Origin of the sequence: Acetobacter sp. AC2005, from assembly GCF_037901235.1 — a bacterium.
GTDB classification, from domain to species: Bacteria; Pseudomonadota; Alphaproteobacteria; order Acetobacterales; family Acetobacteraceae; genus Acetobacter; species Acetobacter oryzoeni.
The window spans coordinates 1072136-1095618 of the sequence record NZ_CP149625.1 but is presented as its reverse complement, the minus strand read 5'-3'; the positions used below and the strand labels follow the sequence as shown (position 1 = coordinate 1095618).

Here is a 23483-nt window from a genome sequence, read left to right as displayed (position 1 = left end):
TGGATGGAGAGTGATGCCAAAATAATACAGTTATGCGGAAGAGGCTGCCGCGCGCTAAGAGATGCAGCCTTTTTATTTGAGGTTTTGCTTTTGCAGCCTGCTTTAGAGGTGATGGGCGGCAATGCCGCAATAAAAAACAGGCTCCACATACAAAGTAGAGCCTGTTTGAAATAATTATTACGCCAGTTTATCAGGCAGAACGTTTGGTATCCACGTTTTGATGATTGATCAAAAAGGGACCAGCCGCACGCAGAGTGATAGACAGGGTGCCAATATTGCCGGAAGAGAGATAGCCCTCCAAAGGGAGTTCAGCGTTACCATTGGTCCATGCACAATCAGTCCAATCGGTATCATGCCAACCATCTGGTTTTTGGGCCTGAAGGTGAGCCGTGATTTTATGTTGTTGTTGTGCCGACAGCAAAAGCACATCGCTCACAGCAACACCCATCAGACGACGGTCATCTACAAATGGCCCAATGACGTCTGCTGGACGGTTGGCACGCGAAACAATGCGTACGGAATGTGTATTGGCTGGGAGCATGAAGTTGTAGCGCTGCCCATCCTGCCGGATAGGGCGGAGCATGGTTCCGTTGTCTGTTATGAGATGCAGATACGGATCATCTGTGCGTTCACAAGATGTTATGGGCGTTTCGGAAAAATTATTGCGTGCTGCTAGTTTGTGGAACAAGGGTTCAACAAAAGCACGATCCACGCATAAAGGTGCCGCGGCATCTTTTTCCCAATCACGACGAGTACTACCAAAAGGGATCACTGTTCCTTCCTGATGGAACACACGACGGTTGCCTGTATCCAGATAACTTTCTGTCAGCATGCCATCAGCAGTTATGACAGAGTGCTGCGCAGTTTCCACGTGGTAGTAATCGTAAGAAGTGATGGATTTATCGTAAAAAATGGAAATTCCATTTACCAGCATACGCACGGGCACAAATTTACCATCAAAGAACAAGCAGTGTTCGGCAGTAATCAGCATATCCTTATAAGGTACGCCATCTGCAATGGCATTTTTGCACACACGTACAGGATACCCAGCTTCATCATCAGGTAGATGAGAGCGAACGCTGCATTGAGCTTTTCCTACCCATACCACTGGGCGTGTGATTTTCTGTTGGGTGTTGCTGTCATAGGCAATAACTTCATCACCAGTCAGAAGGTTTTCGACAGCAACATCTCCTTTAGGCGTGCGGATCATACTTCCACGCAAGAAGCAGACCTCATAAATCAGGTTGCCATCATCGCCAACAACCAGGGCATTACCGTGCTTCGATACACCATCAATAGTTAAACCTATGGAGTGGCCATTTTTCAGGTTAATCCATACTTTATTAGTATCATTGGCATCATAGGTTACGTTTTTGACATCTCCCTCTTTTATGCCGTCCAGCACAATGCCATCTGAATCTCCACCGGATGTGCCGTTAAAACCAGAAATAACAGTGCTGACAATGCCGCCTTCTGCCAGCCCAGAGATAATCAGGCCGGTATTTGTATCACCATCCATAACAATGGTGCCACCAGCATTGGAGTAAATGGATGCTGTGCCGCCATTCTGCAGAGTTACGGTGCCGCTGAGTGTGCCGCTATTTTGAACATTGAGTGATGCCCCTTTTTGAATTGTTGCATCACTTAAAATACCTTGACCATCAACGGTAATGGCCCCGCCATTTTCAGCAGTAGGATTGATAATTGTAGCGCCTGCATTGGCGTATTCATTACCTCCATCACTTATAATGGCATTAAGAGAGCTTCCACCCGCAGAAACAGCTTCAAAGGCATTTGTGCCGCTTATAACTGTATTGTTTGTTATGGCACCATCATAAACAACCAAATTGCCATTTGCGTTAATTATCGTGCTTGTTAAAGTTGCATTGGAAGCAAAGCCATAACCATTGCTATTGAACGTAACGTTCTGAATTGTTCCGCCTGTGGCACTTAAAGTACTTCCATCCTGAAAAGATGCGCTTGTAAGTGTACCACCAAAAACGTTTATCCCCCCATTTCCATCTGCAAGATTGCTTCCGCTGCCGGTAATATCCGTAGCAGAGCCACCATCAGAAAGATTTATAAAACCGCCTGTGTTGATATGCAGGGCAGAAACAGTGCCGCCAGAAACATCAAAACCGCCGCCATTATCAGCATTTATATTGGTAACACGCCCACCAAAAACGGTTATGATCCCGCTTTGTATGGAGCCATTAGCCATTGCTCCGTTATCATAAACTGTTGCATAGCCACTGATAATTTTAGTACCACTGGCAACACCACCACCCGATACAATGATATTTGCATTTGATGTTAAAATTTGAGCAGAAATACTGCTGCCGCCATTGTCTACATACTCTGTGCCGCCGCTTGAAACGATATCAGAAGTTGCAGTACCACCCGCAGAAATATGAACATACCCCCCGCTTGCTAGCGTTGCAGAGGTTAAACTGCCACCGTTATTAACAATAATGCCGCCACTGCCATCTGTTGCGCTTACAACTGTAGCACTGCCGCCAGATAGATTGATAATACCACTTTGAACTGTTGTATCTGTAAGTGTAGCGCTGGTAAAAACATTTACGGCACCAGCAGAAAGAATTGTGTCTGATGCAGTGCCACCGGAAAGATTCAGCGTGGCATCAGGTTCTTTCAGGGTGGCAGATATACTGGTGCCACCACTGTAAACATCCATATTGCTGTTGGCGCCAATAAAGCTTTGTTGTGCTGTGCCGCCGCCCGAAACTTGAATATTTCCGCCCGATATGGCGCTGATAACAGAAACTGTTACACCGCGTTCAATCTGAAGGGTTCCGCCACTTGTGACGGTAGCGCTCGTGACCTGGCCGCCCGAAACGTCAACGAATGTACCTGAATCCGTAATTCCAATGCTCGTTAACGTGGCACCATCATATACACCTACCCAGCCACCGTCTTTATTGGTCCAATTTGCACCACTTCCGCCTGCACTCAGGTAGGCGTGAGCCCCACTTCCTGAAAGGGTAAGATTATTGGCAGTTCCCCAAACAGTTTCCTGCCCATTTACACCAATAGTATCGTTATCGCTTATGCCACCAGAGGAAACGAGGACATTCCCGCCGGCGGTTGCTGATGTAAAAGAAACGTCTCCAACAGTCTCAAGCGTGCCGCCAGAAATTAACGAGCTGGTGGCAGACCCATTATTGTAAACATGTATATATCCTCCCGCTTCAGCAGTCACACCATTGGCTGTGCCTCCTGAGCTTACAAAAAGGCCCACACCATTTATAACGGTTCCGCCATTTTGCTCGGTGCTGCTGCTATCGCCACCAATAGTAGTATTTTGAGAAATATCAGACATGATTTTTATCTTTTATGAGCAAGAGGTTTTATTGTTTCAATGACCTGCTGGGCCGTAATAAGCCGCGTACATTCAAACTGGCGTGGTGTATTGGCATGCCGCGGACACCACAGAAAATCGTGATGATCAAATCGCTCTTTCGGATCATTCCAGCAGGAATTGCAGGTGTGCCAGTTAATGACACGGAAAGGCGTTTCAAATTCGGTTGTGGGATGACTAAAGCCCGCAATCATCACCACAGGGGTTCCGGTTGACCATGCCAACCAAGATAAGCCAGAGCCTAACCCGATAAAAAAGTCTGCATGTTTTAGCCAGCGCGCTCGTTCTGTTAGCGGGCGGCTGCCGGTTTGGTCCTCTGCGCCATAAGGAATGTGGTTCCAGACAATGCCAGTGCCATGTACGGTTTTTTGATCAATGCAGATCACTCGGTATCCCTGGGCTTTAAGCCATTTGATAACTTCGTCCCATCCTGTTGGATTGTTCCAGTATTTGCATTGCGATGAAGCTTGGGCCGCAATACAGACATAGGGTTCCTTAATGGGGCGTCCTTCATCTGAAAAACTGATTTTTGCGGGCTCCTCTTTGGGGTTTACGCCCAAAATATATGCTGCGGTCTTATGGAGCCCGACCAAGCGGAAGTCAGAAGGTTGCCAGTCACACGTTGCGTCATCAAAAAAGAGGCCTAGATAATAAGTTGCGTAGGCCTGATCAGTTAGTTTTTGGGCCCGTACATCATCATGCGTCACAAAATTGATGTGAGGGTAAGCATTCTTAAATAATGGAATCAGAAGTTCGGACATGGCGCATGTCACTTGTGCTTGTCGCACCTCAGCAAAGCGTGCTGCATACGGCATCCATGCCAATGTATCTCCCAATGTTCCAACAGGAAATACGATGAGTACCTGCTTATCTTTTGAATCGTAAGCGTAGGAGAAAACCTGCGTACTGGTAGTTTTTCCGTCTTCTGCTGTAGAATCCTGCCAAATGGTGATGCCAAATCGTACATACCAACGTTTGGATGAGCGTACGAGAGCTTGGTTTAATCCTGCCTGTGCAAATAAAATATTTCCGGTATCCAGATCTGTGAGCTCAATACGCCACGTACCTTCAGCTTCTTCCAGTAAAGGGAGATGGACCCGACATCCTTCATTAAAATCAAACCGAATATTCTTTGGGGCCTGCTGTGTAGGCAATGCTGCGGCTGTGGGATATGGAGGCGCTTGCGTTGTTTGCGACTGATTAGTTGAATTACTTGTTGTGTTTGGTTGATTGCTCATATGTTTTGGCCACCGGGAGAGAGTTTTTGACTATGTTTGATCTGGAAATGCAAAATATGTTTCCATTTCATTAACCATGTGTGTGCATAAGGACGGGTCTTTGCTCATTAATTTGTTAGATAATTGTTGGAGAAAATTATAACATTTAATTGTGTTTGTGCAATAGAAACATAAATATCCATAAAAAACATATAAATGTTAGGTATATAAACAGAGAATTTCCGTAATATTTTTGGGATGTTTATTTGTGTGGGGTAATCTTCTGTAAAAAACATATATAAAGCATGTTCATGTGGAAGGTGTTTTAAATTATATATGATATATTCTTGGTTATTGGAAAATTAAGCACTGTTTGATAAGATCAATTGTGAAGGCTCATCTCCAGTTAAAGAGTGAGCTATGATACTAGAAGATACTTTTGCGCGTTGGCCAGCCCAATTCTCATGGTGGCCCGTATGATACCGGCTGTGCGTATAAACATTTCCATCTGTGATTTTTGATCGGCAAAGACATGTTCAGACCAAAGAAAGGCATGAACGGCAGGCGAAATCGTCCTTCACATGGTGACTGCGGGTTGAGTGTGTGGGCAAATCCATGGAGCAGTTAAAAGGCTAGCGTGGTAATCTGAATGATCGGTGTAATCCGACATGGCTTGAATTGGAAAGAAGCAATCATATTGAGAAAGCGGGTTTTACAGGTAAATTATAAGCATTTCTCGCTTGGCGAAACGTAATTGCTCTGAAAGTCTGAACAATAATGACACCAGTAATGCCTCGAGTAGCTGTAATGACCAAAGCTTATCAAGAGCGTACTATGCTGCCTCTTTGGGTAAGGCATTATGAAAAGTTAGTTGGTCGTGAAAATCTCCTGGTGCTCGACCATGGCAGTAGTCCTGCTATCAGCATTGGCGGTGTACGTACTGAGCGTTTACCTCGTGGCCCAGTTGATGAGTATGACTATATCGAGGTATTATCAGTTTGGCAGCGCAAACTGCTTTCTGAATATGACTGGGTTATCACGACAGACACGGACGAATTTATCGTTCCTAACCCACAACTCTTTTCGAGCCTCACCGCAATGCTACGGGATACCACGTCTGGGACGCGTCGCTGTGTAGGCTGCGAGGTAATTGATCCTGGTGCTCCCACTCAGCCACTTGATTGGTCTTTACCAATTTTGCGTCAGAGACCACTAGGTGTCCTGTCAAAATGGTCTTCTAAACCCGCCGTTTCTTCTGTTCCAACTGACTGGATGTCAGGCCTTCATACGGCACATACACCATCGATCTTTGATCATGCTCTATGGCTATTTCATCTAAAATACGCCGATGAACAGTATCTTATGGAACGGCTAGCGCTTACTCGTGCACTAGACTGGAGTGCCAGATCAGTAGCAGAAGGTTTGGGAAGATCTCATAGAGTGCCAGACATAGCCATGCGTCGTGCCATGGAGCATTATCGATCAACTATAGCACCGGGAACTCTTGATGATGTTTTGAGCAAACAATCAGATCCCGATACGCTTACTTCTCCAATGATGGCAATTCCCGATGTTTTTCTTGATTGTCTTTAATTTTGATCAAACGCTTTGAGTGCCTCAAGCCAGAGGAGAGAATGTGCGGTGTGTATGTGATGTAGTCTTGATCAAAAAGAGGAAAGAAAGAGAATAACTAGCTGTCCAACACAAAGCGTTTCAGAGCACCCGACAGCATAAGAGGAGCAGCTTTGGCCGGTTTGATTTGTTGTTGTGGTTTTGGCATCGGTGCTGACACCGTTTCCTGAGCAAATGAAGGTGGAATCATATTCGGCAAATCCCGCAGTCCCTCAAGCCTGCTTAAAGCGTCCGGTTCAGGCAGCACAGAATGGGCGTGCATCAACAGTTCTAGATTCTGGTATGAAGTAAAGAAGCACGTTTGCGGGCTTCATTCTGGTAGCCGGTTTTCAGGGAAAACCATATTTTCCGCCGGTTTAAGGCTGTTCGCAGGGATGAGGGAACGATATGACCGAAGCGGTAGGTGGTACCTCGGACACATAGCACAAAATCTTTCCGCAGTGGGGAAGTTCAGTGGAGCAAAGACAGCCTTTACCCCTCATTCAGCCGAAAAATCGTGCTATTTCAGGTGTCTGTGGTGCGAACTGCGGGACTCGAACCCGCACGCCCTTTATGGGCTGGAGATTTTAAGTCTCCTGCGTCTACCATTCCGCCAAGTTCGCGTAGATGCAATGAGTGCATCTAAAGTAGTTGGAAGCGTTTTAGCATGGTCGGCAAGAACTGCAACAGGATGTTTATCGAACAGCCTGTAAAATAGCCCCAAAATGTCGCAGCCAACTTTCAGCTTGCTGTCTGTGAGGGGTTAATGTGTCAACCATTTTCCAGAATTGGAGACTATGGTTCATATGCTGTAGATGGCTTAGTTCATGGGCAATCAAATAATGGCGTACAAAAAATGGTGCCATTACGAGCCGCCAAGACAACATGATACGCCCAGAAGAAGAACAACTGCCCCAGCGGCTTGATGTGTCACGAATATCCAGGCGTGTAGGGTGTAGCCCGACAGTTTGGGCCATCTGGTGTATTTCTTCAGCGAGAACTTTGGTTGCGTATTGTTTGAGAAAGTCTTCTACCCGGCGGGCAAGAAAAGAGGGATCTCCACTTACAAAAAGGCACTCATTTTCTAGCCATGCACCTCCTTTGCGATCAGGCGCATGGCAAATGAGATAATCTTTGTCTTGAATGGAAATTTTGGAGCCAATTGTAAAGCGCGGCGTCTGTACTAATTTTTCAAGTCGCATTGTAATCCAGTGTGCTTGTTTATGTAAAAATACCAAGGCCTGTGTATGCGGAAAATTTTTTGGTAAAGTAACAAGCACAGCCTGTTCTTTTGCAGAAATGCGTATGATACAGCGTTTGGCTTTTGTTGAAATACGCCAGATTATTTTTGCAGCACCATACCCTTGCAACATCACATGGTCTGGCCAGGAGGAATTCTCTTTATAATTCAAGAAAACATCCTTTCTGGGTAAGGATTTTTACTAAGATTCCTCAGCAGGAAGGCCGGGCCAACTGACGATGTAATCTTCCAGTGCACCTGCACGTCTTTCACTTACGCAGCGTCCTGCAGCAGATTCACCGGAAGCGATAACAGATTCAGCAGTATGCGTCAGCAATGGGTGCCATTGTGGCAGGCCTCGACCTTCTGAAAGGCGGCGATACGCACAGTCTGGTGGCAGCCAATCAAGTTCAGGAATCATTTTTGGTGTCAGGGTAATACAGTCTTGCACTTTGCGGTGGCGTTGCGCGTAGTCAGTGCATTGGCAGGTTTTTACATCTAGCAGGCGGCATGCAACAGACGTGTAATGCAGTTCTTCTGTGTCATCATCACGCAGTTTATGCAAACAGCAGCGCCCACAGCCATCGCATAGGCTTTCCCATTGCTCTGTGCTCATTTCTGCAAGTGGAGTGGTTTCCCAAAAAGGTTCTGTCATTGTGCAATGCCAAAAAAGAGGGAGAGAAAAAAGCTTGTGAATAAAGGTTTTTTAAGAAGAGGCCAGATAATGAGCTGTAGGCAGGTGCTGCGATTGGCTCCTAGCTCATGCGCTGTTGGCCCCCATGCTTCTGGTAGGGTTTGAAGTTTAGCCAGTGGCCAGAGGGCAAGTAGAGGCAAGCTTAAAGCGCCCTGTAAAAAAGGAGTATAGGATGCGTTAGTGATAACGGGCAGGAAAATACCCAGAACTGATGTAGGAATAAACAGCATAAAGAATGAAATATAAAAAATACGCCCAGCATGTGTGGCAAATGCCAGAATAAGCAGAACAAACATCAGAAATATGCTTGTCATACTTATGCTGACAAATCCCCACAAAAAAGAATAAGGCAACGCGATGTGCATGAGAGAAGGGATCACTTGCGGAGCGCCCATTGTTCAAAATGTTCTGCAATGATGTTTAAGTGATTTATCCAAAAGATATCATCAACAACAAGCGGAGCCGCCAGGTGGCGTAAGTTGTTATCTACGGCCATATCTCTCATGGAAGGCAGAGATGGCCATGCATTGGAAAAAGCCTGTTGCTGCTGTGCCTGATCAAGCCATGATACAAAACTGAGCGCGGCAGCCGTGGAAGCGGAGCTATGAGGCACCCCCCATCCATAGCGTATCTGCAGGCGTTGCTGCCAGCATATGCCAAACCGCTTGGTGTCTCCTACGGTTGTGTTCAGCATTTCTCCTGTGGGGGCCAGTCCCATCAGGGCGCCGCCACTTTTTAAAATCTGTCCGGCTTCTTCCGGGGTGGACCACCACACAATGTAAGGGCGCAACTGATCCAGTTTTCGGAAGGCGCGCATTAACCCGTCTTGGGTATTGAGTGTGCGGTACACCATTTCAGATGGTACACCATCAGCCAGCAGGGCAATTTCTAAGGTTGTGCGCGGGTCACGCCGTAAACTGCGGCGCCCCGGGTGGCGGGCAACATCCCAAAAGTCACCCCAGTTGGGGGGCGTATCAAAACGTGAGCTATCCCACGCAATGGCATAATCAATGCTGGTTGAATAATGAGGTTCTGCGGCATCTTCCGGTAAGGGGGCAAGCAAGCCTGCGCTGCCACCTAGCGCCAGGCTGCTATTTTCCATCATGACGGCAGCCCAATGTTTGGGATTGGTTTTTTCCTGCTGCTGAAGAGCAGTGAGAGATCCGTCCCACCCGGAAGTTATGATGCGATGATGTGTCTGACGCGTGTATCCGGCAAAAAGGATTTTTTTCTGTGTCTCACAAATCTTGCCCGAGAATGTCAGAACCCTTAGGGCGGCGTCTGTATGCGCAACCGCGTGTTTGCGTGCAGAGCGTGCCAGAACCGTGTGGGGAGCAAGAGAGATTACACCGCCGCCCAACCCAGCTAGCAGGGCTTTCCGTCGGGAGATGATCCCAGCAGAAGGCTCTTGTTTCTGAGAGTGGGGTGACGGAGTCCCGCTGGAGCGACCGTGCAGGAAAGAAAAAGAAAACAGGGTAACCTCGCGCATATAGTGCAGCCAGATGAAGGCAGGTTAGTTTAGCCTTATTTTGCATCCATCGGAAAGGCGATAGCGTTCTGTGGTTGCCAGGCCAAGATGGCTTTGTTGCCCGGGCGTAGCTCACGCGGCAAATGTACTAGTGGCCGGTGGGCTATAATTTCTGTTCCATCCAAAGTGCGAAAGCGCATGGCAATGGCGTGGCCGATGTGGTGGGCCGAAACAAGAGTGCAGGCAATATCAGTTTTGTCTTCTATTTCAAACCCGCCAGAGCGCGGAAATAAAACAGAAAGACGGTCTGGCAGGATGCAGATGCTGGCAAGGTCATTTTCTTCCAGATTGTAATCGGCCACAGCCTCTACTGTCTCGCCTGATGGTAGGCGTAGTTCGGCAATGTCATCTTCTATAAGAAGTACCTTGCCGCTGATAACATTGGCATCGCCAAACTGTTCCGCCACGCTCAGGCAAGCTGGGCGGTTTAGAAGGGTGGCAACATCTCCTATTTGTAACAGGGTGCCATTTTGCATAATGCCAATCTGGTCTGCCGCCATCATGCAATCCTGTTTCTGTCGTGAAAGCAGTAGAATGCTCAATCCTATGGCATGGCGTAACCGGTCCAGAAACGTGATCGCACGGCGGATGGTTGGCTGATCCATTTTTTCGAAAGGCTGGTTCAGAACCATAACCTCAGGCTGTGTAATCAGGGCACGGGCGAGCTGTGTCCGAAAGATCTGTTCTGCATTGAGTGTGCGTGCCGGTTGGGCGCGCAGGGCTTCCAATCCGGTTAGGGCCAGTATTTCAGCCCCGCGGTGTGAGACCTCCGTTTTATGGAGTGTGCCATTGGCGCGGAGGGGCAGGAGGATATTGTCCAAAACGGAAATATGCGGAAACAAGGGCGCATGCGGGCCTATTGTTGCCAGTTTTTTATGGCCTGATGTGCCTAAGTTATATGGTGTGCCATTAATTTCTATCTGCTCAACCGTGCAGGGGCGTCTGCCGGCCAATGTTTCTGCCAGATAGGTCAGATCCTCATTGTCCTGCCCGATTCCCAGTATGGCTGTGCAGCTTCCCGCCGGTAGAGAAAGCGTGAGGGGTTGTGCGTTGTGAAAGAACGCTAGATTGTGAACCGCCAGTGCTGTGGATGAGCCATGCGTGGTATGCATGCAACTATGTCCCTTTCCGTGGGTTAGAAGTAAAGTGCACTATATTTCAGGCAGGTAAACGGAGGTTTCTTTCATGTCTTCAGATAAAATCAAAGAAGTAAAAGCAGCAGGCGAAGCCGCAGCCGACACGGCACGGGATGAATTGGAAGCCGTAAAAGCGCATCTTGAACGCCTTGTGACCCAGCATCTGGTGCCCGCACTGGGCCGTGCAGGGGATAAAGCCGGTACGCTGAAAGAACAGGCGGTTGCCAATGCGCGCGAACTGGCCGATCATGCACAAAGCGATCTTGCTAAGCGTAATCGTGGTCAGTCTTCCTGGTTGTCCATTGCCATTTCTGGCGTGGTGGGCTTTATCCTTGGGCGTCTGTCACGCTGACGCTTGTGCGTCATCTGAACAAAGGTAGCCTCGGAGCCCATGCGTATCTTTGATCTTGGTAAATCCGCCCTGAATGCTCAGTCCAACCTGATGCAACAGATGGCCATACGATACGGCAAGCAGGCCGTATTGTTGGCAATGGCGGCAGTATTTGGACTATTTGCCCTGATTACAGGGCATGGGCTCCTTTGGGTGCTTCTGGTTTTTGTGGGGCATTTTGGCCCAGTAGGCGCGGCCTTTACGGTATTCGGTCTGGATCTCTTTGTAGCTCTGGTTTGTGTACTGTTTGGCCGCCGCTCTTACCTGACAGTTCAGGAAGTGGAAGCCCGCATCGCCCGTGACCGCAACATCACCATGATGCGCGACTCCATGACCATGGCAGCTGTAACGGCAACCGTTGCAACAGCCATGGGCCGCGGCGGATCCCGCAAAGTGTGGGACGTTGTGCGGCGGAAAAAGGACTGAAATCGTCCACTCTGGACGAAACCATAGGTTCCATTCCAAATTTGCATTGGCGCGCAGGATTTTTTCTGTAAATGATGGCGCTGTCTTTCGTGAGTGTGCAAATTGTTTGCACACTCACTAGTGTGGGTAGGGAATGGAACCGAATCATCATCCCGTTATGGCCAATGAGCCCCGCCGTTTCTTTGGATATCGGCTGGCGCGTCTTGCTGCTGTGTGGCGGCGGGAGATTGATGCCGATCTGCGGGCCTTTGGCCTGACAGACGCCACATGGCGGCCCATTTATTATCTAAACTTCTCCAAAACACCTATGCGCCAGACAGATCTGGCCCGCTCCCTCTCTTTGGAAGCCCCTTCACTTGTGCGGCTTTTGGATGTGTTGGAAAAGCGCGGCTACGTGGTGCGTGAAACGGATGAAGAAGATCGCCGCTCCAAATTGGTCAGCATTACGGAAGAAGGGCGCAGTGTTGCTGCTCTTGTCAGCCGCGTGGCTGATGAAGTGACAGCCCGCCTGACGGAAGATGTTTCCAGCCAGGAGTTGGAAGAATGCTGCGGCGTTCTTGACCGGGTTGAGCAAGCCGCCCAAAACCACCGGGATACCGTTGGTGGTGATAAAAGAGGCGTGCGGTAATGCCAGTTTCCAGAACAGTGCCATGCTAGCTGAATTCAATATTTTTGGTGTTTTTATTGCACCTATTGTCGTGTACGCCCTAGCGGCGCTGCCGATTACAATGTTTGTTCGCTTCGTGTTGTGGTGGAGCGGCCTTCTGGGCTGGTTCTGGCATATCGCGTTGTTTGAAGTATCGTTATACGTCAGTATCCTTTGCCTGCTGATCCTCTACGTCTGACCCGAAAAGGCTTTTGAGTCTCCGCAATGCCCCTTCTGCGCACCCTGATACGAGTTGTTCTGACCCTTGCGGTCGTCTCACTGGCCATCGTTCTGGGGATTACCCTGTGGAACGTGTATATGATTGCACCCTGGACCCGAGATGGCCGTGTGCGTGTGTACGTTGTGGACGTGGCACCTGAAGTTTCCGGCACCGTGGTGCAGATTCCCATCGTGGATAACCAGTTCGTGCATAAGGGCGATCCCCTGTTTGTGCTCGATCCGGTGCGTTTCCGTCTTGCTATCCGTGAGGCACAGGCCCGGCTTGACGGTGCCTTGGAAGATTTGAAGCTGAAACGCAACGATGCCCGTCGCCGTATGGGCTTGGGTGGCATTGTGTCGGCCGAAGAACAGGAAGTCTTTAACTCTAATGTGGCAACGCAGATTGCATCTGTTGATGCCGCACGTGCTGCCTTGGATGTGGCTAAACTGAACTTGCAGCGTTCGGTTCTGTATTCTCCGGTAAATGGCTACATCACTAACCTGAACTTGCGAGTGGGTGATTACGCGTCTGCCGGGCAGGCCCGTATGGCCGTTATCGATTCCGACTCCTACTGGGTTTACGGGTATTTCGAAGAAACAAAGATGTGGGGCGTGCACGTGGGTGATGAAGCCCGCGTTAAGCTGATGGGCTACAAGCCTATTCTTACAGGCCACGTTGTCAGCATTGCGCGCGGTATTAATGATACCAACGGCACACCAGATAAACTTGGGCTGCAGGATGTGAACCCGATCTTTACCTGGGTGCGTCTGGCGCAGCGTATTCCTGTGCGTATTCACATTGACCATGTGCCCGATAGTGTCACGCTGGCGGCAGGCATGACGGCAACTGTCAGCGTAGGCCCTGAACCCAGAGGCCGCCGCGGAAAGTTGACGACCTGGCTGCAAGATCATCTGTAAGCGCAGGATATGAGACAGAACATGAAGGGTCGTCGTCGCCTTGGGCTGTTTCTGGCAACATCCATGTTGTTGTCAGCCTGTACCGTAGGGCCAAATTATCAGCCAGACCGCATGAAGGTTCCGGCCGCGTTCAAGGAGACGGAGGAAGAGCATCCGGCTACACCTGAAGAAATTGAACGCACCAATAAGGAAATGACAGAGTGGTGGTCTTTGTTCAAAGACCCCATTCTGACCCGCTTGGTTGAGGATGCCATTAAGGGCAACTATGACCTACAAATTGCCGGGCAGCGTATTCTGGCTGAGCGGGCTATTCGTGATCGGTCTGCCGCGCAGTGGTATCCGCAAATGGATGCCAATATGGGCGGTGGTGATGTGCGCTATTCCATCAACATCGATAACTGGCCAATCCGCCCCGGCAACCCTCAGAACCGGCCAGAAGCCTCCATGCTCACCTATGGTGTGATGGCATCGTGGGAGCTGGATATGTTCGGGCGTATCCGCCGTGATGTGGAAGCGCATGAACATCAGGTAGAAGCTAATATTGAAGGCCGCCGTGCACTGCTGATGGGGCTTTTGTCCGAACTTGCGTCTGACTATATGTTGCTGCGCGTGACACAGCTGCAGATCAAGATTGCCACAGATAACATTCGCGTTGCCAAAGATGCGCTGGACCTAACCAACAAGCTGTATCTGGAAGGTGTGGGTAACACCCTGCAGATTGCACAGGCACAGGCAGAAATGGATGCGCAGATTGCTGCGCGTGAGCCGCTCAAAACGCGTGTTTCCCAGGTAACACACGCCATTGCGGTGTTGTTGGGCAAAATGCCGGGTGAGTTGGAAGAGGAGCTGAAGATACCGCGGCCTCTGCCAATTGTGCCGGAATTTCCTGCTACATTGCCATCCATCGTTATTGCCAACCGCCCGGATATCCGTATGGCAGAGCGGCAATACGCCGTGGCCACGGCTCAGATTGGCGTAGCTGTTGCCAACCTGTATCCGCACTTTGTGGTGCCGCTCACCTTTAACCCCAATGCATCCGCCATGTATCAGGCGTTTCAGGCAAACGCGATGAGCTGGCAATTCCTGCTGATGGCCAGTATGCCATTGATGCACGGCGGCAAGATGACAGCGGAAGTTCGTGCAGCACAGGCTGCGGCAGAAGCCGCGCGTCTGACATATCGCCAGACAGTGCTGCAGGGCTTTAAGGAAGTGGAAGATGCCATGGCTGCATGGCATGATGACATTGAATATGCCGAACAACTGCATAAAGCCGCAGAAGATAGTGCAACTGCCAGTGAGCGCGCGCGTAAACTCTATGGTGCTGGTCTGGTAGGATTTTTGGAAGTGCTGACAACGGAACGTACAACCTTGAACGCGCAGAACATGGAGGCGCTTGCCAAGCTGGAGCGTCTGCGTGATGCGGTAAACTTGTACACGGCTCTGGGTGCCGGGTGGAAAGGCGTTGCCCTTACCAACACCACGTTGCCCGTATCACTTGAAACGCAGAACTTCCTTGCCCGCGCCTTCAAACAGTAATCCCGATCAGAAAAACGCCTTGGCGTCACCTTACGTCAGGCGCGTTCTGCTTATTGCTTTGTTAGTGGGCGGTGGTTTTACGCTGATGTGCGTTACCGGCTGGCTGGCGGTAGCATATAGCCACCCGCAAGATAGCTGGGCCATGCTGGCTTTGCGATGGGTGTTCCCTGTTTCAGGCGCTATCATGGTAGCGGCTGGGTTTGTGTTTCTCAATCGCCCGGTAGCACAGAATGTCTGGGAAAGTTTTGAAGCGTCCTCAGATGATGAGGACGCAGATGAAATTGTATCCGATATGGATGGGCGCTAAGCGAATCAGCTGCCAGCAAGCCGTTTGAAAGCTGGCGTTTGTGCCTGCGCTGTTAGAAACGAGATCATGGCTTTACGTGCCAGAGCGGCATCCTGCCCAAGGTGAATAAGCCCACCAATCTGTGTAGGGTGGCGTAAGACATCACATATCAACTTGCCGATTTGCAGCCCCCCTTCAGGGGAAAGAACCGATCCTGCAATAGGGGGCAGGGAACGGTCTGCTGGATCGCACACAACCCGTAGTACCGCAAAAGGTAGACCAGCTTCTTCTGCTGCTTTGGCAAGAAAACCACTTTCCATATCCAATGCAGGGCAGTGAGATTGCGCAAAAAGCTCTGCCTTATGGGCTGCATCCATCACAACAGTATCACTATGCAGCAACGTACCGCCCTGCACACCGGTCTGATCTCCACCTAAAATATGGCGCAAGGTGGCATCGCACACGGCATCTGCACCCCAGCAAGAGACTTTCTCGGGGATAACAATGGTGCCAGCAGATAATGCGGGGTTGAGCCCGGCAGCCAAACCAAAGGAAAGCAGGCAATCAGCCCCGCTGGCCACTAATCTGGCAGCCTCCCGCTTTGCTCCGGCATGTGTGGCGCCACTAGCTGCAATGGCAGCATGAGGAAAAATAGAACGTATAAGGCGTGCTTCCGCTTTTAACCCCACCAAGATCCCGGGGCGAGATGGGGAAGGCTGCGCAGAAGCTGATGATGTCATTGATTTAGAACCCAAAGGAAACGCGTCGGCTATTGCTGTTTTCAAGGTTGCGGTATCGGGCTAACGCCATCAGTGGGAAGAACTGCTTGTAGCCGTGGTAACGCAGGTAAAACACTTTGGGGAAGCCAACAGCATTATAGGGGTCTTCGTGCCATTCCCCGTTAGCATCCTGCTGGTCTGCCAACCATGAGATCCCGCGCGCTACGGCCGGATCATCCCGGCGTCCTGCGGCCATAAGGCCCAGAACAGCCCATGCGGTTTGTGAAGGCAGGCTTTCACCATATGTACCGTGCGGGCCGCCTTCATAAGATTCACATCCTTCACCCCAGCCACCATCTGCACGCTGAACGGAACGTAGCCATTCCACGGCTTTCACCACGGCTGGGTCATCGTGAGAAACGCCAGCAGCATTCAAGGCGCACAGGGCAGACCATGTGCCGTAAATATAGTTTGTGCCCCATCGTCCAAACCAGGAGCCATCTTTTTCCTGCTCTTTGCGCAGATACTCCAGCCCGCGCTGGATAACGGGCTCATCTTCCGGGTTGCGCAACTGGGCTAAGAAGGAAATGCAGCGGGCAGTGACATCTGCTGTCGGTGGGTCCAGCAAGGCGCCATGATCGGCAAAGGGAATGTGGTTGAGCACATCCTTGTTGTTGTCGATATCAAAAGCGCCCCAGCCACCATCTGTGCTTTGCATACCCACAATCCATGTGCGCGCGCGCTCAATGGCTTTAGCGTTTGCAGGGTCGCCTTCACGGTGCAGCAACATGCCCACTACGGCTGTATCATCCACATCCGGGTAATAGTCGTTTCCGTATTGAAAAGCCCATCCGCCGGGAGCCAGATTAGGGTTACGAACAGCCCAATCTCCCTTCACGTTCAGGATCTGCTTGCTACGAAGCCATGCACAGGCTGTTTTCAGCTTACTAAGGGTTTTTTCTGGTGCAATTCCATTGGGGCCGGAAGCCGCCTCAATCATGGCATGGCCAGAAAGCCCGGTATCCCAAATGGGGGAAACGCAGGGCTGGCAGTAAGCTTCATCGTCTTTTTCAACAATAAGGGCCTGCACGGCTTCCCATGCTGTTTTTGCGCGTGGGTCTTCATCTGGCACGCCCATGGCCCGATACATCATCACCACGTTGGCCATGGCGGGGTAAATGGCCCCCAATCCATCTTTGCCATTCAGGCGCGGCTCGATAAAATCAAGGGCGGCTTGAATGGCCTTTTTATGTGTTTTTTCGGGAATAAACGGCACAACTGGCCGCAAAACGCTATCTAGCCCTTTAAAAACATATCCCCAAGCAGAGCGATAAGGGCCGCGGATCCAGTCCTGCACTTTTTCTGGTGGCGTTACAAACAACTCCCGCACATGGATCTGGCGCGGGTTTGCAGCCACAGGGCGCAGGGCTGCCAGCACCAGAAGCGGGGCAATAACCGTGCGCGACCAGTAAGACATATTCCATACGGAAAAGAATGCCTTGGCAGGCAGAAGCATCAATTCCACCGGCATAACCGGGGTTGCACGCCACGGCACTTCCCCAAACAGAGCAAGCTGGGAGCGTGTGAACACGTTTGAGCGTTCTGCGCCGCCATGATCCAGAATGGCTTCTCGCGCACGTTGCATATGGGGAGCGTTAATATCATCTCCCACAGCTTTGAGCGCGAAATAGGCTTTTACAGTGGCCGAAAGGTCAAACTTGCCATTGTGGTAAAGGGGCCAGCCGCCGTGTTCTTCGCTTTGGATGCGGCGCAGGTAGATGGCAATTTTCTGCTCCAGCGCATCGTCAATCCTGTCCATGAAATGTTCGAGCAGGATATATTCAGCAGGAATGGTGGCATCGGCTTCCAGTTCATAAACCCAATGCCCATCATCTTGCTGGGCCTGACTGAGCGCCGTATGCGCACTAAGGACCGCACGATCCAGAGCCTCTGAAGAAAGGCGTGATTCGGAAAGAGCACTCCCATCGGCGGCCATGTCAGAAAATCCTTTCTGCTTGCAAGCGTAAAGCTGTTTAGAGCGCAGTGCGTTTTAAGGGATAGTTTACCGTGGGTGTTTGATGCCCAGAGTATGAACAGCCTGCACGCCAGACCGCATGGCCCCTTCAAGGGTTGCGGGCAGGCCGGTGTTTGTCCAGTCTCCGGCCAGAGCCAGATTTACCAAAGGTGTGGCTGGGCCGCAGCGCAGGCGGTTTTGTTCTGGCGTGGCGGCAAAGGTTGCGCGTTTTTCCCACACAACGCGTTGGGCTGCCGGTGCGGCCGGGAGGGGTTGCTCCAGCACGGCATCACAAGCGCGGCAAACTTCCTGCCAGATGGTGCGGGCCAGATCATCCTGATTCTGATCTGCATAGCGGTTGGCAGCACTTACGGTAACGGACAGAATATTTTCACGCAGGAAAACCCATTCCGTTACCCCACCAATAACCCCCATAAATCCACATTGCGCAAAAGAGCCTTGTGGAATGGGGCGCTCATCCAGCCGGAAATGCAGGTTCAGAATGCTTTCAAATTCCGTTGGGGCAGTTATGCCAGCAATCTTGTTGGCCAACAGCGTGTGCGCCACAGGGGCGGGCACAGCCATGATGATGGAATCATCAGGCCCCAAGATAATGTCTTCTTCGGGGGTATGCAGGGTTGTAATGCGGCCGCGCGCTTCTTCCACGCCGGTAATACGGCTTTGGGTGCGCACTTCTACATTCATATCCTGCAGGTGCTTGAGGGCCGGATCTACCAAGGTTTCGGAAAGACCATCCTTGGCAAACCACGGAATACAGGCTGCCCCACCCAAGGAAAGGGATTCACGGATAACAGCGCCCAGCAATGCGGCACTTCCGGTATCTGTAAGTGTATTGAGGGCCGAAATAGCAAACGGTTCTAAAAGCCGCCGGGCCAGGGCACCGGGTAGCAGGCAATCTGCAACGGTTTCGTTTTCATCTGCATTCATCAGCCGGTAAAGGCTGCGCAAATCTGGAAGGCGCATATCCGGCACACGCCGATGCGGCTGAAATACCCACCACGGCATACGCCCGCGGGAGAGGTTTAATGTCCAGCGGGCATCTTCGGCCAGATCAACAAAGGGGAAAAGCGGTGCGTGGGGGCCTGTTAAGGTATCCAGCGCACCAGTAAGCCCCAGGTAACGGAAAACGGTTTTGTTGGCAGAAAGCAGCAGGTGGTTGCCGTTATCAATCCGGCAGCCAAGTTGACGATCCATATAAGAGCGTGCACGCCCACCACAGGCGCGGCCAGCTTCGTGCACGATAATACGAGGGCCGGAGCCAGCGGCTTCTACCGCAGCAGCCAAACCGGCCATGCCCGCGCCAATAATATGCAAAGTGCCTGTCATCACCGTTTCCTTGTCGTGCGATCAGGGAAGATAAGAGCAGGCGAGTGCGTAAACCTTACCCACGGTGGAGCTTTCTGGCAGCTGACGCAGCACATCAGGCCCCCAGCCACGTTTGCGCAGGTTTTTCAGCACCGTTTCATAGCTGGCGCCCATAATGCGGGCTGGCAACATGGTGCGTGGGCGGCAGAGCTTCATGGTGGCAAATGCCGTGGTGAAGTGGTCTTGCGCGCGGGCTGCGATAATTTTGGTAACTTCCTGCAAGCCGGGGGCGGTAAGCGCCTTTACCGGATCATGCGGCACGTTAAACCGGTCCAGCAGATCGGATGGCAGATACAGGCGGCCACGTGCTGCATCTTCTGGCAAATCACGCAGGATATTGGTCAGTTGCAGGGCGCGGCCCAGATGATAGGCAACTTTATTGCCTTCATCGGAACATTCACCAAAAATACGCACAGACAAACGGCCAACAGCTGCGGCCACGCGGTCACAGTAAAGGTCCAGCGTTTTTTCATCCGGCGCCACAATTGGGCTAGAGGTATCCATCAGCATACCATCAATGATGGCATCAAAATCCGCCTGTTGCAGGGCAAAGAACGGAATGGCGGCCAGCAGAACGCGTTCTAGCGGTTCATGTGGGGTTTCAAGCCTGTCCTGATACAGGTGGGCAATCTTTTTATGCCACTCTTCCAACGCCTGCGTGCGTTCTGCCAATGGGGCGAGCCCGTCGGCAATATCGTCCACCACACGGCAGAAAGCGTAAATGGCATACATGCCGTAACGGCGCATGGGCGGCAGGATGCGCATGCCAGCGGCAAAGGATGTTCCTGCCTGTTTGACTGTGCTTTCCACCCAGGCAAGATCAGCAGGATCACACCCAAGGGGGGTCGGCTCGTCATGCATCTGGATGTCTGGGGTTGTCACGCGCTTCTCACTTGTTGTTCGATTGTCAAAGTTATTTGGTCAGGCTCTTTTTACAGAAGTTCTGCCATTCGGGAAGGTCATGCCCATGCCCGCAGGGCCGCAATGGCTGCATGCATGCCGTCTGCCCGGCGCAAGGCCACACGTCCTGCCAAGGGATCTTCACGCCGTAGGCGGCGGGTCAGGCAGTGTGCCAGTTCTACAATAGCGGCACATTCCATACGGAACCTGCGGTCATGGATATGGGCCGCTAAGGCGGATGCCTGCTGGTTCAGGGCGTCCACGCCATCTAGCATGGTGTTGAAAACACGCCGCATGGCAGGGGAGGTGCTGCCCGCTAGCAGATCATCTTGCGATGTGCCGCAGCGTTGCATCATGTCTGCCGGAATATAGCAGCGTTTCAGGCGTTTGAGGTCCCCCGCGCAATCCTGAAGGTGGTTCAGAATTTGCAATGATGTGCAAAGTGCATCGGAAGGAACAAAGGCTGCGGAAGATTCTTCATGCAGGCCGATCAGATAACGGCCCACAGGGTTGGCGGAATATCGGCAGTATTGCAGCAGATCATCCCATGTCTGATAGACATGCCCGCGCGAATCGTCACGGAAGGCAATCAGCAGATCGGTTGCTGTTTCAAACGGCACATGTGTTTGCAGCAAAGACCGGCGCAATGTGGCCGCACTCTGGGCATCGGGCCGGTTGATAGGTTCGCGCTTGCCCAGCAGAACCTCTTCCATGGCATTCAGGCGTGTAATCTTGTCATCGGGGGCAAGAGCTTCGCTGTCTGCAATGTCATCAATAACGCGCGCATAGTCATAATAGGCATGCACATGCGGGCGCAGCCTTTTGCTGATGAGCAGGGAGCCGACGGGAAAGTTTTCATCGGAAGCTCCCTTCCCGGATGAAACGTCTGCTGTTCCCCATACGCTGGTTGTGTTGGTCATGCCTGGCTCAATATGATTGCGCGATAAGGGCAGCCCCGTGATTTACATGAGGCTGCCGGGAATGCCTATCCCTTAACTGCGGCCCTGCCCAGAGGGGAACTTCAGATATATTTCAGGCACGCCGGCTTTTTTGCTCCAGCGTACGCCCATCATTGGGGATGGCTTCGGTGTAAGCACGGTCTTTCCAGACCACACCTTTGCCCCGGTGGTGGTTAAGGGCAGACCCGATAGTGGCGGCTGTATAAAACAGTGCGATAAACGGCAGAGCCAATGCCCATAAGGGCGAAAGGCGAAAGCGCCGAAGTGTAGGGATAAAGGCGCAAAGAGAAACCACAAGTGTGGCTGCTCCCACCCATTGTGCAGGCCCATGCGCCAGAAGAGCAAGTGCCGCAGGGGCAAGCCACACCACAATCATGGCCAATACTGTCAGCACCAATAGCGTAGGGGAAAAGCGTAACTGCACATAGGCCGTGCGCGCAATCATACGCCAGATATCACTAGCGGTTGGATAGGGGCGCACAGATTTGGCCAGACAGGAATGGCCTAGATACAAATGGCCGCCTGCCTGTTTAACGCAGCTTGCCAATGTGCAGTCATCTATCAGGGCGCCACGCAGGGCTTCAATGCCACCAATCTGGCGGAGCATATCGCGGCGCAGCAAAATGGTGCCCCCGGCTGCCCCAGCAGTTTTGTCCTTGGGGTTATTTACCTTGGCAAAGGGGTAAAGCAGGGCAAAAAAGAAGACAAAGGCTGGCACCAGAGCGCGCTCGGCAAGGCTTTCGCACTGAAGTTCCACCATTTCGGAAACCATGTGCAGGCGGTCTGTTTGTGCCTTGGCTACCAAGGTGGAAACATGTGCAGGCGCATGAAGGATGTCTGCATCTGTAAACAGCATGTAGCCGCTGCCATCTGCGCATTGGCGTTCGGCTTCTGCCACACCTTGGGCAACGGCCCATAGTTTGCCGCTCCACCCGGCAGAAGGATCTGCCCCATCTATAACTGTCAGCCGGTTATGGGGGTCTGGCAATGCACGCGCCAATCCCCCGGTATTATCCGTGCTGCGATCATTTACTAAAATAACGGAAAGACGGCCCACGTAATCCTGCGCCAGCAGTGAGGAAAGGGCTGGTTGGATGGAGTCAGCTTCATCTCGGGCAGGCACAACCACCGTAACATCCGGCGCAATGTCCATATGCGTTCGGCCTGCTTCTGCGGGGCGCAGAATGGGGCCAGCCTGCCAAAACTTTCCATGAAAAAATATCAGCCCGATCCAGATAATGGCGCATAAAATAGCCAGAGCCAGTATCACCGCAGCTCTCCTATTTCAGCATGCCATTATTGCGGAACCAGGTAATGGCATCTTCTACCGCCTTGCGTGCAGGGCGTGGGTTATACCCCAGTTCACGCTTGGCTTTATCAGATGAGAAGAACATTTTTTTGCGGGACATGGCCAGCATCTCACGCGTAACGCGCGGATTGATGCCAAAGGAGCGAGAAAGCCATTCAGACACAATAGCTACAGGCCAGATCACTTCCTGCGGTAGTTTGATTTTTGGCGGCGGCACATGGGCAATTTCTGAAACCATGGCGAACAGATCACCCAGCAGGTAGTTTTCTCCGCCCAGAATGTATTTTTCGCCAATTGTGCCGCGTTCCAGCGCCAGCGCATGGCCTTCTGCAACATCATCTACATGCACAATGTTCACGCCTGTATCCACATAGGCCGGCATGCGGCCAGCGGCGCAATCCAGAATCATCTGCCCGGTGGGGGTGGGTTTGATGTCTCGTGGGCCAACGGGGGTGGAGGGGTTAACGATAACAGCCGGCAGCCCCTGATCGCGCACCAGTTGCAGCACTTCCTGCTCGGCCCGGTATTTGGAGCGCTTGTAAATGCCAATAACGGCATGTTCCTGCACAGGCGTGTTTTCATCGGCAATGGAGCCATCACCAATCAGGCCCAATGCTGCGACAGAGGAGCAATACACAATTTTTTCAACACCAGCCGCTTGTGCGGCAAGCATAAGCTGGCGCGTGCCCTCTACGTTTGCCGTCATCATGGGGGCGGGGTCTGGCACCCACAGGCGGTAATCAGCCGCAACATGAAACACGTAGCGGCAGCCTTCTACCGCACGGGCAAAGGTTTCGGGGCGCGAAAGGTCACCGTCCACCAGATCGGCAGGAATGTCCGCAATATTGCGTCTGTCGCTGCCGTCGCGCACCATTAGCCGCAGGGAATGCCCCCGTTCCAGCAAAGTGCGGGCTACGGCGGAACCAACAAAGCCTGTTGCGCCGGTTACGAGGGTATGGGCAGTCATGA

23 protein-coding genes and 1 tRNA gene are annotated in these 23483 nt (G+C 51.6%); 8 read left to right on the top strand and 16 right to left on the bottom strand.

What is annotated here, in order from left to right:
- Window positions 1–190: 190 nt before the first annotated feature.
- Window positions 191–3340 (bottom strand): Hint domain-containing protein, encoded by a 3150-nt coding sequence (locus QQM41_RS05410; RefSeq protein ID WP_339077944.1) that lies wholly within the window; start codon window positions 3338–3340, stop codon window positions 191–193.
- Between the two features lie 5 nt (window positions 3341–3345).
- Complete coding sequence (locus QQM41_RS05405; protein ID WP_339077943.1) at window positions 3346–4617, bottom strand: autotransporter strand-loop-strand O-heptosyltransferase; 1272 nt, start codon at window positions 4615–4617, stop codon at window positions 3346–3348.
- 786 nt (window positions 4618–5403) lie between these two features.
- On the opposite strand from QQM41_RS05405, the gene QQM41_RS05400 reads away from it, so the two are divergent.
- Window positions 5404–6189, top strand: coding sequence for a glycosyltransferase family 2 protein (locus QQM41_RS05400; protein WP_339077942.1), 786 nt, complete (start codon window positions 5404–5406; stop codon window positions 6187–6189).
- Between the two features lie 309 nt (window positions 6190–6498).
- Here QQM41_RS05400 and QQM41_RS05395 read toward each other — a convergent pair whose 3' ends face one another.
- From QQM41_RS05395 to QQM41_RS05365, 7 genes are all read right to left on the bottom strand, one after another.
- Window positions 6499–6654 carry a DUF6538 domain-containing protein gene (locus QQM41_RS05395; RefSeq protein WP_339077941.1) on the bottom strand — a complete coding sequence of 52 codons (156 nt, stop codon included), beginning with the start codon at window positions 6652–6654 and terminating at the stop codon, window positions 6499–6501.
- An 89-nt stretch (window positions 6655–6743) separates the two neighbouring features.
- Window positions 6744–6830 (bottom strand) — tRNA-Leu (locus tag QQM41_RS05390).
- Window positions 6831–6902: 72 nt separating this feature from the next.
- Window positions 6903–7580 (bottom strand): YgjP-like metallopeptidase domain-containing protein, encoded by a 678-nt coding sequence (locus QQM41_RS05385; RefSeq protein ID WP_339078062.1) that lies wholly within the window; start codon window positions 7578–7580, stop codon window positions 6903–6905.
- Between the two features lie 69 nt (window positions 7581–7649).
- The gene (locus tag QQM41_RS05380) at window positions 7650–8102 is read right to left on the bottom strand and encodes a YcgN family cysteine cluster protein (RefSeq protein WP_339077940.1); all 453 of its coding nucleotides are present in this window, start codon (window positions 8100–8102) and stop codon (window positions 7650–7652) included.
- Window positions 8099–8536, bottom strand: coding sequence for a spermidine/putrescine ABC transporter permease (locus tag QQM41_RS05375; RefSeq protein WP_339077939.1), 438 nt, complete (start codon window positions 8534–8536; stop codon window positions 8099–8101). Before QQM41_RS05375 ends, QQM41_RS05380 begins: the two co-directional genes overlap by 4 nt.
- A complete protein-coding gene (locus QQM41_RS05370; RefSeq protein ID WP_339077938.1) occupies window positions 8518–9630 on the bottom strand; it encodes an extracellular solute-binding protein in 1113 nt (370 codons plus the stop codon). Before QQM41_RS05370 ends, QQM41_RS05375 begins: the two co-directional genes overlap by 19 nt.
- A 35-nt stretch (window positions 9631–9665) precedes the next feature.
- Window positions 9666–10781, bottom strand: coding sequence for an ATP-binding cassette domain-containing protein (locus tag QQM41_RS05365; protein ID WP_339077937.1), 1116 nt, complete (start codon window positions 10779–10781; stop codon window positions 9666–9668).
- A 73-nt stretch (window positions 10782–10854) separates the two neighbouring features.
- On the opposite strand from QQM41_RS05365, the gene QQM41_RS05360 reads away from it, so the two are divergent.
- The 7 genes from QQM41_RS05360 to QQM41_RS05330 all read left to right on the top strand — a co-directional run bounded on the left by QQM41_RS05360 (window position 10855) and on the right by QQM41_RS05330 (window position 15248).
- The gene (locus tag QQM41_RS05360) at window positions 10855–11157 is read left to right on the top strand and encodes a hypothetical protein (protein ID WP_003625602.1); all 303 of its coding nucleotides are present in this window, start codon (window positions 10855–10857) and stop codon (window positions 11155–11157) included.
- A gap of 39 nt (window positions 11158–11196) precedes the next feature.
- Window positions 11197–11622, top strand: a complete 426-nt coding sequence (locus QQM41_RS05355; protein WP_003629184.1) for a phage holin family protein — start codon at window positions 11197–11199, stop codon at window positions 11620–11622.
- A 133-nt stretch (window positions 11623–11755) separates the two neighbouring features.
- Complete coding sequence (locus QQM41_RS05350) at window positions 11756–12250, top strand: MarR family winged helix-turn-helix transcriptional regulator (RefSeq protein WP_050819044.1); 495 nt, start codon at window positions 11756–11758, stop codon at window positions 12248–12250.
- A 22-nt stretch (window positions 12251–12272) separates the two neighbouring features.
- On the top strand, window positions 12273–12467 hold the full coding sequence (locus QQM41_RS05345) for a DUF1656 domain-containing protein (protein WP_019088863.1): 195 nt from the start codon (window positions 12273–12275) through the stop codon (window positions 12465–12467).
- 26 nt (window positions 12468–12493) lie between these two features.
- Window positions 12494–13405: an HlyD family secretion protein gene (locus QQM41_RS05340; protein WP_003625609.1), complete on the top strand. Its 912-nt coding sequence runs from the start codon at window positions 12494–12496 to the stop codon at window positions 13403–13405.
- Between the two features lie 9 nt (window positions 13406–13414).
- Complete coding sequence (locus tag QQM41_RS05335; protein WP_050819045.1) at window positions 13415–14941, top strand: efflux transporter outer membrane subunit; 1527 nt, start codon at window positions 13415–13417, stop codon at window positions 14939–14941.
- Window positions 14919–15248 (top strand): hypothetical protein, encoded by a 330-nt coding sequence (locus QQM41_RS05330; RefSeq protein WP_230844609.1) that lies wholly within the window; start codon window positions 14919–14921, stop codon window positions 15246–15248. The genes QQM41_RS05335 and QQM41_RS05330 overlap by 23 nt, the downstream gene beginning before the upstream one ends.
- A 5-nt stretch (window positions 15249–15253) precedes the next feature.
- On the opposite strand, the gene QQM41_RS05325 is transcribed toward QQM41_RS05330, so the two are convergent.
- From QQM41_RS05325 to hpnA, 7 genes are all read right to left on the bottom strand, one after another.
- Window positions 15254–15967: a hypothetical protein gene (locus QQM41_RS05325; protein WP_339077936.1), complete on the bottom strand. Its 714-nt coding sequence runs from the start codon at window positions 15965–15967 to the stop codon at window positions 15254–15256.
- A gap of 4 nt (window positions 15968–15971) precedes the next feature.
- Window positions 15972–17942, bottom strand: coding sequence for a squalene--hopene cyclase (shc, locus tag QQM41_RS05320; RefSeq protein ID WP_339077935.1), 1971 nt, complete (start codon window positions 17940–17942; stop codon window positions 15972–15974).
- 66 nt (window positions 17943–18008) lie between these two features.
- The gene (gene hpnE / locus QQM41_RS05315; protein WP_339077934.1) at window positions 18009–19307 is read right to left on the bottom strand and encodes a hydroxysqualene dehydroxylase HpnE; all 1299 of its coding nucleotides are present in this window, start codon (window positions 19305–19307) and stop codon (window positions 18009–18011) included.
- 21 nt (window positions 19308–19328) lie between these two features.
- On the bottom strand, window positions 19329–20207 hold the full coding sequence (gene hpnD / locus QQM41_RS05310; RefSeq protein ID WP_128106171.1) for a presqualene diphosphate synthase HpnD: 879 nt from the start codon (window positions 20205–20207) through the stop codon (window positions 19329–19331).
- A gap of 98 nt (window positions 20208–20305) precedes the next feature.
- Window positions 20306–21166: a squalene synthase HpnC gene (gene hpnC / locus QQM41_RS05305; protein WP_339077933.1), complete on the bottom strand. Its 861-nt coding sequence runs from the start codon at window positions 21164–21166 to the stop codon at window positions 20306–20308.
- A 112-nt stretch (window positions 21167–21278) separates the two neighbouring features.
- Entirely contained in the window at window positions 21279–22475 is a 1197-nt protein-coding gene (locus tag QQM41_RS05300; RefSeq protein WP_339077932.1) for a glycosyltransferase, read from the bottom strand.
- A gap of 10 nt (window positions 22476–22485) precedes the next feature.
- A complete protein-coding gene (gene hpnA, locus QQM41_RS05295) occupies window positions 22486–23481 on the bottom strand; it encodes a hopanoid-associated sugar epimerase (RefSeq protein WP_050819052.1) in 996 nt (331 codons plus the stop codon).
- Window positions 23482–23483: the final 2 nt, after the last annotated feature.

Coding starts and splice junctions, on each gene's coding strand:
- QQM41_RS05365 (WP_339077937.1), bottom strand. CDS start 10,781: ATGCATACCACGCATGGCTCATCCACAGCACTGGCGGTTCACAATCTA.
- hpnA (WP_050819052.1), bottom strand. CDS start 23,481: ATGACTGCCCATACCCTCGTAACCGGCGCAACAGGCTTTGTTGGTTCC.
- QQM41_RS05340 (WP_003625609.1), top strand. CDS start 12,494: ATGCCCCTTCTGCGCACCCTGATACGAGTTGTTCTGACCCTTGCGGTC.
- hpnD (WP_128106171.1), bottom strand. CDS start 20,207: ATGCATGACGAGCCGACCCCCCTTGGGTGTGATCCTGCTGATCTTGCC.
- QQM41_RS05370 (WP_339077938.1), bottom strand. CDS start 9,630: ATGCGCGAGGTTACCCTGTTTTCTTTTTCTTTCCTGCACGGTCGCTCC.
- QQM41_RS05355 (WP_003629184.1), top strand. CDS start 11,197: ATGCGTATCTTTGATCTTGGTAAATCCGCCCTGAATGCTCAGTCCAAC.
- QQM41_RS05410 (WP_339077944.1), bottom strand. CDS start 3,340: ATGTCTGATATTTCTCAAAATACTACTATTGGTGGCGATAGCAGCAGC.
- shc (WP_339077935.1), bottom strand. CDS start 17,942: ATGGCCGCCGATGGGAGTGCTCTTTCCGAATCACGCCTTTCTTCAGAG.
- QQM41_RS05345 (WP_019088863.1), top strand. CDS start 12,273: ATGCTAGCTGAATTCAATATTTTTGGTGTTTTTATTGCACCTATTGTC.
- QQM41_RS05325 (WP_339077936.1), bottom strand. CDS start 15,967: ATGACATCATCAGCTTCTGCGCAGCCTTCCCCATCTCGCCCCGGGATC.
- hpnE (WP_339077934.1), bottom strand. CDS start 19,307: ATGACAGGCACTTTGCATATTATTGGCGCGGGCATGGCCGGTTTGGCT.
- QQM41_RS05375 (WP_339077939.1), bottom strand. CDS start 8,536: ATGGGCGCTCCGCAAGTGATCCCTTCTCTCATGCACATCGCGTTGCCT.
- QQM41_RS05380 (WP_339077940.1), bottom strand. CDS start 8,102: ATGACAGAACCTTTTTGGGAAACCACTCCACTTGCAGAAATGAGCACA.
- QQM41_RS05405 (WP_339077943.1), bottom strand. CDS start 4,617: ATGAGCAATCAACCAAACACAACAAGTAATTCAACTAATCAGTCGCAA.
- hpnC (WP_339077933.1), bottom strand. CDS start 21,166: ATGACCAACACAACCAGCGTATGGGGAACAGCAGACGTTTCATCCGGG.
- QQM41_RS05350 (WP_050819044.1), top strand. CDS start 11,756: ATGGAACCGAATCATCATCCCGTTATGGCCAATGAGCCCCGCCGTTTC.
- QQM41_RS05360 (WP_003625602.1), top strand. CDS start 10,855: ATGTCTTCAGATAAAATCAAAGAAGTAAAAGCAGCAGGCGAAGCCGCA.
- QQM41_RS05400 (WP_339077942.1), top strand. CDS start 5,404: ATGACCAAAGCTTATCAAGAGCGTACTATGCTGCCTCTTTGGGTAAGG.
- QQM41_RS05385 (WP_339078062.1), bottom strand. CDS start 7,580: ATGTTGCAAGGGTATGGTGCTGCAAAAATAATCTGGCGTATTTCAACA.
- QQM41_RS05335 (WP_050819045.1), top strand. CDS start 13,415: ATGAGACAGAACATGAAGGGTCGTCGTCGCCTTGGGCTGTTTCTGGCA.